12 protein-coding genes and 1 riboswitch are annotated in these 13426 nt (G+C 73.0%); of the genes, 7 read left to right on the top strand and 5 right to left on the bottom strand.

What is annotated here, in order from left to right:
- The 5 genes from E1265_RS04245 to E1265_RS04225 all read right to left on the bottom strand — a co-directional run.
- Positions 1-1835 (bottom strand): FAD/NAD(P)-binding protein (locus tag E1265_RS04245; RefSeq protein WP_132928843.1); only part of this gene is annotated, 1835 nt, incomplete at its 3' end.
- Positions 1832-2644, bottom strand: coding sequence for an ABC transporter ATP-binding protein (locus E1265_RS04240; RefSeq protein WP_132928842.1), 813 nt, complete (start codon positions 2642-2644; stop codon positions 1832-1834). The genes E1265_RS04245 and E1265_RS04240, both read right to left, overlap by 4 nt.
- On the bottom strand, positions 2641-3744 hold the full coding sequence (locus E1265_RS04235) for an iron ABC transporter permease (protein ID WP_132928841.1): 1104 nt from the start codon (positions 3742-3744) through the stop codon (positions 2641-2643). The genes E1265_RS04240 and E1265_RS04235 overlap by 4 nt, the downstream gene beginning before the upstream one ends.
- Before the next feature lie 6 nt (positions 3745-3750).
- On the bottom strand, positions 3751-4833 hold the full coding sequence (locus E1265_RS04230) for an ABC transporter substrate-binding protein (protein WP_132928840.1): 1083 nt from the start codon (positions 4831-4833) through the stop codon (positions 3751-3753).
- Positions 4834-4862: 29 nt separating this feature from the next.
- The gene (locus E1265_RS04225) at positions 4863-5996 is read right to left on the bottom strand and encodes a peroxidase-related enzyme (protein WP_132928839.1); all 1134 of its coding nucleotides are present in this window, start codon (positions 5994-5996) and stop codon (positions 4863-4865) included.
- Between the two features lie 106 nt (positions 5997-6102).
- Positions 6103-6211: riboswitch (SAM riboswitch) on the bottom strand.
- Between the two features lie 187 nt (positions 6212-6398).
- Between E1265_RS04225 and E1265_RS04220 the strand changes: the two genes are divergently transcribed.
- From E1265_RS04220 to E1265_RS04190, 7 genes are all read left to right on the top strand, one after another.
- Entirely contained in the window at positions 6399-7823 is a 1425-nt protein-coding gene (locus tag E1265_RS04220) for an AlkA N-terminal domain-containing protein (protein ID WP_347877151.1), read from the top strand.
- Positions 7820-9046 carry an MFS transporter gene (locus E1265_RS04215; protein WP_132928838.1) on the top strand — a complete coding sequence of 409 codons (1227 nt, stop codon included), beginning with the start codon at positions 7820-7822 and terminating at the stop codon, positions 9044-9046. The genes E1265_RS04220 and E1265_RS04215 overlap by 4 nt, the downstream gene beginning before the upstream one ends.
- A 4-nt stretch (positions 9047-9050) precedes the next feature.
- Positions 9051-10004: a TIGR03621 family F420-dependent LLM class oxidoreductase gene (locus tag E1265_RS04210; protein ID WP_132928837.1), complete on the top strand. Its 954-nt coding sequence runs from the start codon at positions 9051-9053 to the stop codon at positions 10002-10004.
- A 306-nt stretch (positions 10005-10310) separates the two neighbouring features.
- Positions 10311-10853 (top strand): hypothetical protein, encoded by a 543-nt coding sequence (locus E1265_RS04205; protein WP_132928836.1) that lies wholly within the window; start codon positions 10311-10313, stop codon positions 10851-10853.
- A gap of 20 nt (positions 10854-10873) precedes the next feature.
- Positions 10874-11443: a SigE family RNA polymerase sigma factor gene (locus E1265_RS04200; RefSeq protein WP_132928835.1), complete on the top strand. Its 570-nt coding sequence runs from the start codon at positions 10874-10876 to the stop codon at positions 11441-11443.
- Positions 11409-12134, top strand: a complete 726-nt coding sequence (locus E1265_RS04195) for a hypothetical protein (protein WP_132928834.1) — start codon at positions 11409-11411, stop codon at positions 12132-12134. Before E1265_RS04200 ends, E1265_RS04195 begins: the two co-directional genes overlap by 35 nt.
- A 615-nt stretch (positions 12135-12749) precedes the next feature.
- Entirely contained in the window at positions 12750-13283 is a 534-nt protein-coding gene (locus E1265_RS04190; protein ID WP_132928833.1) for a MarR family transcriptional regulator, read from the top strand.
- Positions 13284-13426 lie beyond the last annotated feature (143 nt).

Below are 13426 nucleotides of genomic sequence, written 5' to 3'. Positions count from 1 at the left end.
GCCAGCAGCGGCGACGGGGTCCCCGGGGTGGCGCCGATCGCCGAGCCTGGCTGCACCCCCTCAGCCGGGATCCCCAGCACGATCACCCGCTCGTCGGCGACGCCGTCGGCGCCCAACAGGTGGAAGCCGTCCGGGGTCACGTCCAGGGTGCCGCTGGACACGGGCGGGCCCTGCTCGCTCGGCCAGTGGTGCAGCCGCGCCCGGCCCCGGCGCAGCAGCGCGTCCAGCAGGGGATCGTCGGTGTGGGTGACGATCCCCTTGGACATGCGGGTCTCCACGAACGCCCGGGCCCGCACCGGCGCCTCCCGCCGCACCGCCGACCGGCCGACGAACGCGCCGTCCTCGTACGTCACCGAGGCGTCCTCGCCGAGCAGTTCGAGCACCCCGGCGTCGATCAGGGCGAGCACCCGGGCGGTGCGGTGCGGCGGCGGCCCGGACGCCAGGGCGAGTCCGAGCGCGGTGAACCAGCCGTCGACATCCCGCGCCACACTGCCGCCGTCCAGGGCGCCGCGCGTCACCAGCCTCCGCACCGGGCCGCGTACCGCCGCCATGGCGCGGTTGACGGTGTTGCGCGGGTGGGTGAGGGGGGCGTGCATCGCGTCCAGCTCGTCGTCGACGTACTCGCGCACCCACCGCCGCCAGGTCTCCCCGCTCACCGGACCCGGCGCGGGCGGCCGGTCGAGCCGCTCCACGGACAGCGCCCAGCGGGCGGCCACCGCCCCCGCGACGACGTCGTCCACCTCCTCGGCACGCTCCGCCGACCGCAGCCGGTCGAGCAACTCCTCCTCGGCCGCACCTGGCACCAGCGCGTCCGGGCGGTGCGTGAGCAGCGTGGCGAGATGGGCCCAGGCGAACTCCCTGGCGAGCTGCGGCCACACGTCACGGCGGAAGTCCTGCCCGGGCACGGCGGCCACCCGCTCGAACCAGTCGCGGGTGGCGAACCGGGGCTCGTAGCGGGGCGGGAAGCCCGTCGGGTAGGTCGCCTTCGACCGGTAAGGCAGGCCGCGCCGCGAGCCCGCCACCAGGCGCGGCTCGCGGCCGCTTCGCAGATAGCGCAGCCGGGCCGGCCGCGCCGGGTCCCCGGCCGGCTCGAAGCCGCCGCCGCGCCCCTCGGTGAGCAGCGCGACCACGTCGAAGAAGTTCGCGCCGAGGCCGGCCACCAGCACGGTCTCGCCGGCCGGCACCAGGTCCCAGTCGCGTTCCGCCGGCATGCCGGGCTCGATGTAGACCAGGCCGTGCCGCTCAGCGGCCGCCACCAGGGACCGCACCCGCGGCGAGCGCTTCGCCTGGACCATCCCCTGGGCCAGCACCACGACGCGGCCCGTCAGCCCGCGGCCGTCGGCCAGCCGGACGGTGCGGGTCCCCTCCGGGGCCCGCACCAGGTCCACCGCCGTGCCGACCACCCGCGTGACCGCCACCCGCCCCGCGGCCTCGGCCCGGGCCAACTGCTCCCGGTAGTAGACCCCCTGGATCCGGCGGCTCGGATACGACCACGGACGCAACTCGGCCGCCTCCTCGGCCACCCACGCGGGACGGTCCGGCGGCGGGCTGCTCTCGCGCGCCCACGTGATCAGGTCGGGGCCGGGCGTCACCGGTCCTGTCATCGGCGTGGAGTCGTCGGTGTAGATGGTGGTGTGGGCGCTGTAGGTGTTGTTGAGCAGCAGCGGGGACTGGTCCGTGCGCCAGGTGGCGCCGGCGCCGACCTCCACCCGGTCCACCACGGCCACCCGCACCGGCGGCGCGCCGGCCGGATGTCGGGCCGTCAGCCGCTCCACGACGGCGACCGCGCGGGGCCCGCCCCCCACCACGACCGCGTCGAAGGCGGCGGCTGTCACGCCGGCTCCTTCGGCGCGGCCATGACCTGGGCGCCCACGGCCGGTTCCAGCGCGGCGGGCCGCACCTCCACGCCGTCCGCGCCCCGGGAGACCCGCACGTCGAGCCCGTACACCCGGCTGAGCACGGCCGCGTCGAACGACTCGGCCGGCGGCCCGTCGGCGACGACCCGACCGCCGTCCAGCAGGACCGCCTGGTCGCAGAAGTGCGCCGCGTGGTTGAGGTCGTGAATGGCGATCAGCGCGGTGACGCCCTCGTCCCTGGTCACCGAGCGGACGATCTGTAGCGTCTCGATCTGGTAGCGCAGGTCGAGCGCGGAGGTGGGCTCGTCGAGCAGCAGCACCCGGGGCTGCTGCGCCAGGGCGCGCGCGATGAGCACCCGCTGCGCCTGGCCGCCGGAGAGCTGGGACAGCGGGCGGTCGGTCAGCTCGGTCAGGCCGAGCCGGTCGATCGCGGTGTCCACGATCTCCCAGTCCCGCCGGGTGGGGCGCAGCCCGATGTGCGGGGTGCGGCCGAGCAGCACGGCCTCCCGCACGGTCTGCTCGAACGGCGTCGCCCCCGACTGCGGGACGTAGGCGACCACGCGGGCGTGCTCGCGGCGGGAGACGGCCAGCAGGTCCCGGCCGCCGAAGGAGACGGTGCCGCCGGCCGGGGGGAGCACCCTGGCGATGATCTTGGTTAGGGTCGACTTGCCGGAACCGTTCGGGCCGAGCAGGGCGCAGAAACCGCCCTCCGCCACCCGCAGGTCGACGCCCTCGAGGACCGGGGCACGCCGGTAGGCGAACCGGACCGACGCGACTTCGAGACTCACTGTGCGGCCCTCCTGGTCAGGATGAGGTTGATGAACACCGGGGCGCCGATGAAGGCGACGACGATGCCGACGGGAATCACCGAAGGCGCCAGCACGGTACGCCCCACGGTGTCCGCGACCACCAGCAGCAGGCCACCGGTGAGGAAGGAGAACGGCAGCAGGTAGCGGTGGTCGGCGCCGATGGCCAGGCGGGCGATGTGCGGACCCACCAGGCCGACGAAGCCGATCACGCCGCAGAAGGACACCACGACCGCGGCCAGCACCACGGAGACCACGATGAGCCCCACCCGCACCGCCGTCACGTTCACGCCGAGGCTCTTGGCCGCGTCGTCGCCGGCGAACGCGATGGCGTTGAGGTCGCGGCTGAACCAGAGCAGCAGCGGCAGGGCGGCCAGCACGCAGGCCCCGACCACCAGGACGTCGTGCCAGTCGGCGTCGTTGACCGAGCCGAAGGTCCACCGCACGATCGCCTGGAGGGTGTTCTCGTCGGCGACGAACTGGAGGGCGGCGGTCATCGCCTCGAAGAGCTGGGTGAGCGCGATGCCCAGCAGGAGCAGGGTGGCGGCGGACATCGCCTTGGCGGACGCGAGCCCGAGTACCAGCGCCGAGACGGCCAGCGCGGTGCCAAGCGCGCTGCCGATGACCAGCCAGGACCCCGAGCCGGCGGACCCGCCGGTGAGGAGGATCGCCAGCGCGGCGCCGAAGGCCGCGGCCGGCGAGACGCCCAGCGTGAACGGGCTGACCAGCGGGTTGCGCAGCAGGCCCTGCATCACCACACCCGCCATCGACAGCGCGGCGCCGGCCACGAAGGCGAGCAGCACCCGGGGCAGCCGCAGGTTGATGATGACGGAGTACGTCTGGGCGAAGTCCCGCTCCAGCACGCCGCCGAAGACGCGGAGGCGCACCGCGCGCCACACGTCGAGCAGGTCCGCGTCGGCAGTCCCGGCCGTGACGCACCAGGCGATGACGAGGAAGGACAGCACCGTCCCGCCCCACAGCACCGCGGGGCGGCCCGTCCAGGGGCGGCGGGCGGGGCGGGCCTTGACCGTCCGTTCCGGCTGCCCCGCCTGCTCCGTCTGTCCACTGGTTGAGATGGACATCTCGCGTCAGCTCACCCTCTGGACGTACGCGTCCTCGCCCGGGAACTCCGTGCCCAGCCCCTGGAACTCCTCGGCCCACCGCGCCAGATAGTCGCCGGGATCGACGTCGGCGAACTCCTCCGGGTGCAGCCAGCTCGCCAGGTAGAGCGCCCCGAGCGCCTTGGACAGGCCGCTGGTGGCCCAGCCGTTGGTCACGAAGACGCGGTCGTCGCGGGCCGCCGAGAGGTCCCGCCAGCCGGCCCGGCCGAACAGTTCCCCGCTCAGCGTGTCGAACCGCCCCTGGCCCGTGGGCTCGGCGGAGGGCCCGAACTCGTGGACCACGACCTCCGGGTCGCGCTCCAGGATCGACGCGGGGTCCACCGTGGTCTCGGCCTGCTCGTCCCCGCCGGTGTCCAGGTCGCCGAAGATGTTCTCGCCGCCGGCGGCCACGATGATCTGGTCGAAGCCGGAGCCCGGCAGGCCGGTGAGGTAGGGCTGCTCGGTCTCCCAGTACACGCGCACCGGTTCGGTGCCGGCCACCCGCTCCTCGATCAGTCCGAAGATCTCGTCGTAGAAGCCGGAGACCCGCTCCGCCCCCTCGGGCTCGCCGAACACCTCGCCCAGCAGGTCGATGGTCTCGTGGAACACGTCGAAGTCCCAGGCGGTGGCCACGACCACGGGGATGCCGAAGGGCTCGAGCTGCTCGCTGGCCTCCTGCCAGGCCCCGTTGCGGGGCACGATGAACACGTCGGGGTCGAGTTCGACGACCGCCTCGTAGTTGATCTCCTGGAGGTCCTCGCTGATCACCTCGTCGTCGGGGATGTCCAGGTAGGGAAGCCGGGTCTGCGAGACGCGGTCGTAGCCCACGACCCGGTCGCCCGCGCCGATGGCCTGGGCGAACTCGTTGCCGTAGCTGTTCAGCACCACGGCACGCTCGGCCGGCCCGTCGAGCTCCACGGTGCGGCCGGCGTCGTCCACGACGGTGAGCGCCCCCTGGCGTTCGGCGCCACCGGCCTCCTCCGTTTCGCCCTCGGTGGTGACGGTGCCGCAGGCGCCGGCGAACAGTGCGACAGCGGTCGCGGCGGCCAGGGCGGACAGGCGTTGTCTCATGACGGTTCCGTTCTGTTGCTTCGGTGGGGTCAGGGCCAGTAGGGGTCGCCGAGGCTGAGCATCAGCCGGTTCGCCCAGGCGAAGAAGGCCGTGGCCAGCACCAGGTCGGTCAACTCGACGTCGGTGAGCCCCTCGGCGCGCAGCCGGTCCACGTGCGCGGTGGTGGCGCTGACCGGGGTGGTGGCGAGCGCCGCGGCGAACTCGACGATCGCGGCCCAGCGGGGGTCCTGGCCCTCGGCCAGCGGGGTGGTGGCCAGGGGCAGCCAGTCGGTGTCCCGCGCCAACGAGACCCCGAGCAGCCGGTCCACGTCCGCCGGTCGCCTGGACATCTGGGCGGACTTCCTGGCGTGCACCGAGGCGCAGTACACGCAGTCGGTCACCTTGCTGGTCGCGGCGGCGGCCAACTCACGCTCGGCGCGCGGCAGTCCCTCGGTCGTGGCGAAGATCGCGGCGTCCAGCGCGGTGCGGGCCGCCAGGACCCGGGGCAGCCTGGCCAGCAACCGGAAGTACTCGCCGTTGGTCTTGCCCCGGAACGACGCCTCCTGCTCCTCCGTGAGCTCCTCGGTCGGCACCGGCTCCACCCACGCCGTCCAGGACAGCAACTCCCTGGTGTACTCCACCGGCCGGGCACGCCCGTTGGACGCCGCCCGCGCGGTGCTCTTGACCCGCCCACGCCCCGGCCTCTCCCGCGCCGGCGGCGCCGCCCCGGCCGTCCCACGGCCCTCGACCAGCCGGAGCCCCCGCACGGCCCGCGCCTGGAACGCGGTGAACGCCGCGACCTGGGAGATCGCCACGACCTCGTCCGTCGACCACCCCGCCTCGACCAGCCGCTCCAGATCCGCGCGGGTGGCCAACGCCGGCGACACGGTGATCAGATCGACATGCGCCACCGCCGCCCGCAGCGCGGGGTCCTCCGGCGGCTCGTCGCCCCACAGCGCCGCGTCACCACCGCGCCCCGCGTGCTCACGTACCAACTCCTCGGCCCCGTGCCACCGCGCGGCCAACGCGGCCAACCCCCGCCGCACCGGCACCTCCTCACCGAACAGCGCCTCCCCGGCCTCCTGGGCCCGCCGCCCCACCAACGGCTTGACGGCCCGCGCCGCCTCGATCCGCTCCCCCAACCCGGCCAGCCGCCCGATGTCGTCCTGGTGCGTGGTGCTCATGAACTCCGCCTCGTCAAGCCTGCTCACTGGCGGCCGGGGCACGAGGCAAACAGCTCGAAGACGTCCAGGAAACAAGACGGAGTTCTCGCATGGCGAGAGCTCAGGGAGAGCACGCTTGCCGCAGCACCGCAGCCGGGTCCTCTTCCCGGGGGCACCCCACCGTGCTGGAGGGTTGCCGGCCAGCTAGCCGGGACTTCGCGCTGGCACTCTTGACCTGAACGGCAAAGTAGCCGAAAGAAAGGCCCAGGAAAACCCGTCGTCCGGCATGTGAGACCCCAGTCCACAGTTCGGCGCGTGGCCGCCGAGCGGTCCTGGCGGCCCGGCTCGACGGGCGTCTCCCGGCGCATCTCCCGGTCCGATCACCGCCAGACCGCCCCCTGGAACCGCCGTGACAATGCACGGGTGCTCGACTTCGATACCTGCTACCGGGCCATGGCCAGCCGTGACGCGCGGTTCGACGGGAACTTCTACGTCGCCGTCGCGACGACCGGCGTCTACTGCCGCCCGGTGTGCGGCTCGCGCACCCCGAAGCCGGAGAACGTCCGCTTCTTCCGCGTCCCGGCGGCGGCCGAGGCGGCCGGCTTCCGGGCCTGCCGTCGCTGCCGCCCCGACGCCGCCCCGTCATCGCGCGACTGGAACGTCCGCGGCGACCTGGTGGCCCGCGCGCTGCGGCTGATCGCCGGCGGGGCCGTCGACGAGGTGGGCGTGGCCGGCGTGGCACGGCGACTCGCGGTCAGCGAGCGGCACCTGCACCGGCAGTTGGTCGCGGAGGTCGGGGCCGGACCGCTCGCGCTCGCCGTGAACCGCAGGAGCCAGGTCGCCCGCCTGCTCATCGAGTCCAGCGCGCTGCCCATGGCCGACGTGGCGTTCGCCGCCGGGTACTCGAGCATCCGTCAGTTCAACGACGGGATGCGGGCCGCGTTCGGCTGCGCGCCGAGCCAACTGCGCACGGTGCGCGGCCAACCCGGCCCGGCGCGCCCCGCCGGGCCGCTGGTGCTGCGGCTCCGCTACCGCCCGCCGTTGGCCGCCGCCTCGCTGCTCGCCTGGCTGCGCGCCCGCGCCGTCCCCGGGATCGAGCGGGCGGACCACGCGCGGTACCGCCGCACGCTGCGCCTTCCGCGTGGCACCGGATGGTCGGAGCTCGACCTGCGGGCCCCTCGTCAGCACGTCACGCTCCGCCTGTGGCTCGAGGACCTGCGCGACGTCACGGCGGCCGTGCGGCGCTGCCGTGACCTGCTCGACCTGGACGCCGATCCGGCCGCCATCGCCCAGGTGCTGGGCGCGGACCCCCTCATCGGCCCGCTGGTCCTGGCCACCCCGGGGGTGCGCGTACTCGGCTGCGTCGACGGGTTCGAACTCGCGGTCCGCGCGCTCACCGAGCAGCACGCGCCGCCCCCGGAGGCCCGGCAGCTGTGCCGGCGACTGGTCCAAAGGTACGGCGAGACCGTCGCCGCACCGGACGGGGAGCCGGCCGCCCTGTTCCCGACGGCGCCCGCGCTGACGGACGCCGTCCTCGGCGGCCCCGCCCTCACCGCCGCCATCCGGGGGCTGGCCCGCGCGGTGGCCCACGGCGACATCTCCCTGGACCGCGACGCCGACCGGGACGAGACCACGGCCAGACTCGCGGCCCTGCCCGGCGTCAGCCCCTGGACCGCACAGCGCGTCAGGAGGCACGCGCTCGGGGACCCCGACGCCTTCAGCTTCGAGGACCCGGCCCTCCGCGGCGCCGCACCACCGACCGCACTCGAGGAACGCGCCGGCCGCTGGCGCCCGTGGCGCTCCTACGCCGTCACGCACCTGGTCGGAGAGGGGCACGGGGTCCGATGAGGGTCTACGCGCGGGTCCTGCGGTCGGGCGGGTTCGGACGGCTCTGGCTCGGCACCTCGGTGTCGACGCTCGGCGACGGCATGACGTTCCTGGCCCTGTCCTGGCTGGTCATCGACCGCGGCGGCACGGCACAGCTCGGTCTGCTCGGCGTGTGCTTCACCGCGCCCGTCGTCCTGGGCGGGCTGGCCGTGGGACCGCTGCTCGACCGCCTGGACAAGCGCGCCCTGCTGATCGGCGACAGCCTCTTCCGGGCGGCGTGCGTGGCCTCCGTACCGCTCGCCGCCGCCCTGGGAGAGGTGCCGACCACCCTGCCGTTCGTCGTGGCGGGCGTCTACGGGCTGCTCAAGATGGTGCCGCTCGCGGCGTTCCCCGCCGCGATCCCCCAACTCGTCGATGAGCCGGACCTCGACGGGGCGAACGCGCTGGAGTCGCTGAGCTTCAGCGTGGCCACCGTCGTCGGCCCTGCCGCCGCCGGGATCCTCGTCGGAACCGTCGGCGCCCCCACCGTGCTGCTCATCGACGCCCTCACCTACCTCGTCCTCGCGGGCGCGGCGGCGACCCTCAGGACGCCACTGCCGCCCCGGCGCTCGCGCCCCACGGACGGCACGGCAGGACAGCCCCTGAGGACCGTCGGCCGCGACCGGGTCATCGTGACCACCACGCTCGCGTTCATGTTGTTCAACGTGGCCGAGGGCATGCTGCTGCTGGTCGTCGGGCCATGGCTGGTGAAGCACGAACTGACCGGCGGCGCCGCCTCGCTCGGCCTGCTGGTCGCGGCCATGGCGGCGGGCGAGTTCACCGGCGCGGCACTGGCGGGCGGCGGCCACCTGGGCCGGGCGTCGGTGCGGCGGATCGGCCTGTGCCAGGTCGGCGCCGCCCTGTCCGTGCTACCGGTGCTCGACGTCGCCCGGCCCCCGGTGGTGGCCGCCGCGTTCTTTGGAGTCGGCCTGCTGAGCGCGCCGATGACCGTGTGGGCCCAGTCCCTGCGGATGCGCCGCATCCCACCCGAACTGCACGCCCGTTCGTTCGCCGCGCTGCGCACCCTGATGCAGGGCACCCCGCCGCTCGGCGCGGCGCTGGCCGCCCCCCTCCTCACCCACGCCGGCCTCGCGACCTCGGTGCTCACCATGACCGTCCTCGCCGGAGCACCCGGCCTCCACCTCCTGCTCCGCCCCGACGACCACGTTCCCCCTGGTGCTCGCCGCGCGACTTCGGCACGATGACGCGATGCGTCCCTTTCGCTTCCTCACCGCGGTCGACGAACTGCCCGATGGCCCAAGCCTGGCCGCCTTCGCGCGTCGCGCGGAGTCGATCGGCTACAGCGCCCTGATGGCCCCGGACCACCTCCTGGCCCAGTACGCGCCGGTCCCCCTCCTCACCGCCGCGGCCGCCGCGACCGAGAGGCTCCGGGTCGGCACCTTCGTGTTCAACAACAACCTTCGGCACCCCGCGGTCCTGGCCCAGGAGCTCGCGACCGTCGACCGGCTCTCCGGCGGACGCCTGGAGATCGGCCTCGGCGCCGGCTGGAACAGGCCGGAGCACGACGCGATCGGCATCCCCTTCGAGCCCGTCGGCACCCGGGTCGCCAAACTCACCGAGGCGATCCGGGTCTTCAAGGGCTGCTTCGGCGACGAGAGGTTCTCCCTCGACGGCGAGCACTACACCATCACCGACTACGACGCGCAGCCCAAGCCGGTCCAGCGCCCGCACCCACCGATCTTCATCGGCGGCGGAGGCAGGCGACTGCTGACGCTGGCCGCCAGGGAGGCACAGATCATCGGCCTGGCCCCCCGGCTCCGGAGGGACGAGAAGGGCCTGCCGACCCTCGACGCACCGAGCATCACGGTCGCGGCCACCGAGGAGAAGATCGGCTGGATCCGCGAGGCGGCCGGCGACCGCTTCCCCGAACTCGAGCTGAACAGCTACCCGACCGGCGGCCCCATGGTCCTCACCAACGACGCCAAGGCCGAGGCCCGCAGACGAGCCGACCAACTCCGCGAGCGCACCGGCGTCGAGCTCACCGTCGAGGAGATCATGGAGTCCCCGCACGTGTTCATCGGCTCCGTCAAGGAACTGACACAGAAGTTCATCGACCTGCGTGAACGCCTCGGCATCAGTTCTTTCCTCCTCGACGACATGGAGACGTTCGCTCCGATCGTCGAGGAACTGGCGGGACGCTGATCCCTGTCACCACGTCGTCGGCACCCGGCGCGGACCGTTGGCGCCCTGGACCTGCGCTCTCGTCAGCACCACGCCCGGAGACAGGCGATGCCCAGGTAGGGATCGTGGCCCCGACCTGGGCCTTCGTCGTAGGAGTCGGCGACGAGAACTGCCAACATGCCTGCACGTCTGTGGGGGGCTCGCTGCGGCCGCCCGGCCTGCGCTGACCGGGACGGTGGAGAGATGTTGACGGGGACGATGGATAGATTCGGCCGACGGCCGGCGTCTGAGTCATGAACGACCAACGAGATACCCCTTGGAGGGTTCATGACCGGACAACCGACTCTCAAGCGCGCCCTGTTCAGCGGCGCCGCTGCCGCCGCGATAGTGGTGCTCCTCCCGCAGGGAGCCCAGGCCGGCGGGATGGACCTGATCGAGGTTCGGCCCTACGAGCGAGTGGTGATCAATGACGACTTCGTGATGGGGCTGCTGCCCGAGGGTGACCAGAACTACGTGGTCTCCTCCCCCGAGTACTTCGACGAGGACATCGAGGCCGCCAAGCACTACCCCGGCAGCGGCATCCGCCCCAACAGCGTCGGTGCCGGCATCTACGGCGAGGACGGCGAGATCACCCTGATCGAGGGCGTCTGGCGGCTGGACGAGGGCGTGCCGTTCATCGCGGTCACCCCGGAGGGCCAGGACTGGGGCTACGGGGCGCAGCCGGTGGCGCTGAAGAACGAGGACGGCTGGGGCACCTTCTACTTCGACCCCGCCCGGTGGGAGATTGACGGCGTCGACACGTACACCATCACCGCGACCGACGCGGACGGCGAGGTGTTCAGCGAGTTCGAGGTCTCCCTAGACCTCTGACGAGACATCCGACGATTCCCATGACTCGTGCACCCGAAGCCCACGATGCCGACTTCAGGACCTTCGCGGTCAGCCGGTGGCCCCGGCTGCTGCGGACCGCGTACCTGCTGACCGGCCACCACCACGACGCGGAGGACCTGGCGCAGTTGGCGCTGGTCAAGGCGTACGCGCGATGGGCCCGCGTGACGCAGGCGACCGATCCGGACGCCTACGTGTGGCGGATCCTGATCAACGCCAATCGCGACCGGATCCGTGGGCTGCGGTTGCCCGAGTGGCTGACCTCCCGGTTCCCGGACCAGACCGTCCGAGACCGGGTCGACCACGTCCTCGCCCGGGACGTGCTGACGGCCGCGCTGCAACGACTCCCGCCGCGGCAGCGCGCCGCCGTCGTGCTGCGTTACGTCGAGGACCGGACCGAGACCGAGGTCGCCTCGCTGCTCGGCATCCGGGTGGGAACGGTGCGCAGTCGGTCGGCGCGTGGACTGGAGAAACTGCGCGCCGACCCGGCGGTCCGGGACCTGCGCGCGCCGGAGACAGGACAGGAGGTGAGGATCCGTGTCGGAGTGGAAGAACGGGCCAGAGCTCGTTGAGGAACTGCGCCGGGCAGCGGAGGCGGCGGCGGCCGTGCCGGCGCCGGTGGAGGAGATGATCCGCCGGGGCCGCGCACTCCGGTTCCGGCGCCGGGTGGCGGCGGCGGGCGCGGGAACGGCGGGCGTGCTGGCGGCGGTGCTGGCGGCCGGGCTGGTGTGGCTACCGACCGACGCGGGGTCCGGCGGGCCCGATGGAACCGCGCCGCCCGCGGCCACGCGCGATGCGGCGTTCCCTCACGGCGACGACGGCGTCGCGCCGGTGGAGGTTCGGCCCTACGAGCGGATCGTGATCAACGACGACGTTGTGATGGGGCTGCTGCCCGAGGGCGACCAGAACTACGTGGTCTCCTCCCCGGAGTACTTCGACGAGGACATCGAGGCCGCCAAGCACTACCCCGGCAACAACATCAACCCCGACAGCATCAGCGCCGGCTACCGCGAAGACGCCGGCGCGGTCCTGCTGGTCGAGGGCGCCTGGCGGCTGGATGGGACGCCATCGCGGATCGTGGTCGCGCCCGAGGGGCAGGGCGTCACGTATCCGGCCACCGTGGTCACGCTGGCAGGGGAGTCGGGCTGGGGCGTCTACTATCTCGACGTCAGCCATCACCCGGACTTCGCTCTTGATTTCCGGGTCATCGCCTACGACGCGAACGGCGAGGTGATCGCCGAAACCTCCGTGACCGACCCCTGATAGGCCCTCGGCCGGTGCCGTCGGCCCGCCTGCCGAGCCCGCGGATGACCAGGGTTCCCCACCGGATCGGGCCCGGAACGGGCACGCGAGGGCTGATCCGGCCCGGACAACACAACGGCCCAGGCTGGGGATCATGTCCCTGACCTGGGCCTTAACCGTTGGAGCGGGCGACGAGAATCGAACTCGCGCTCTGAGCTTGGGCACCACCGGTGCCAGCGCCATCAAATCGCCTCTGACCCGCGGAAACGGCTGCCCCGTTGACGCACTCGCGAAGCCCTGATCGCACCGCTGGGGACTGGTGCTGACCGCTCTGAAGGGCACCGATGGGGCACGGGTGCCTCGCGGCCGTTTTTGACGCCCACGGGAGGCGGAAGGTCCCTGCAGCCGGGGCGGGAGGCCTGTCGCAGGCGCCAGCTTTCGGCCGGAGCGGAGCCCGTGCGGGCGCGGCGGTACATCGGGGATCCCGTGACTCATGTCGACCAGGACGCGGACGGGTCGGAATCGATCGTCCGTTTCCCTGCCTGCCTGTGCGCCTGGGCGGTGTGTTCTGGCAGCCCGTGACTGACGTGTTCCGACGAGGTGAGCGCCCAGGGTCGCACGAGGCATGATCAGTGGATGCATGGTGCGGAGGACCAGCCGGGTGGGGGGAACAACGTGGAAGAGCCGACGGAGATCTCGTCGCCGAAGGAGGCTGCGGACCATGCGCTGGTACTGGCGTTCGGGCGGTTGCAGGGGGCGGCGAACCGGCTGGAGTACATCCTCGGGCGGTCGCTGGAGCTGGAGTGCGGCATCAGCCATCTGATGTTCGAGGTGCTGCTCATCCTCGGGCGGGCGGGTGGCTCCGGGCTGCCGATGCGGGCCATCGCCCAGGAGCAGGTGCTGACCACAGGCGGGGCCACGCGTCTGGTGGACCGGATGGAGGCGGCCGGGCTGGTGGAGCGCGCCGAGGACCCCGGTGACAGGCGTGGGCGACTGGTACGGCTGACCCGGTTGGGGGAAGAGACCGCGGTGCGGGCGTCCCGGGTGCACGTGGAGAACATCCGGCGTTACTTCCTGGCGCCGCTGCCACCCGAGAACCGGGAACGGTTCGCCGAGGATCTGCGGATCCTGAGCCACTCCGCCCGGGACGAACTGCCCCGCCTGCCATGAACGGCCCTCCGGGCCGCGGCCCTGCGTTTCCCTGACGCGCTGACATCGGGTTCGCTGGTGTGGCTGTCGTCACACCGATGGGGTGTCGCGGGAATATCTGACTTATCAGTTACTGTTTCGTCAGGCGAACTGCTCGCATCCGG

It is taken from the genome of Streptomyces sp. 8K308 (genome assembly GCF_004348315.1).
Taxonomy (GTDB): domain Bacteria; phylum Actinomycetota; class Actinomycetes; order Streptomycetales; family Streptomycetaceae; genus Streptomyces.
This window is presented reverse-complemented; position numbering and strand designations above follow the sequence as displayed.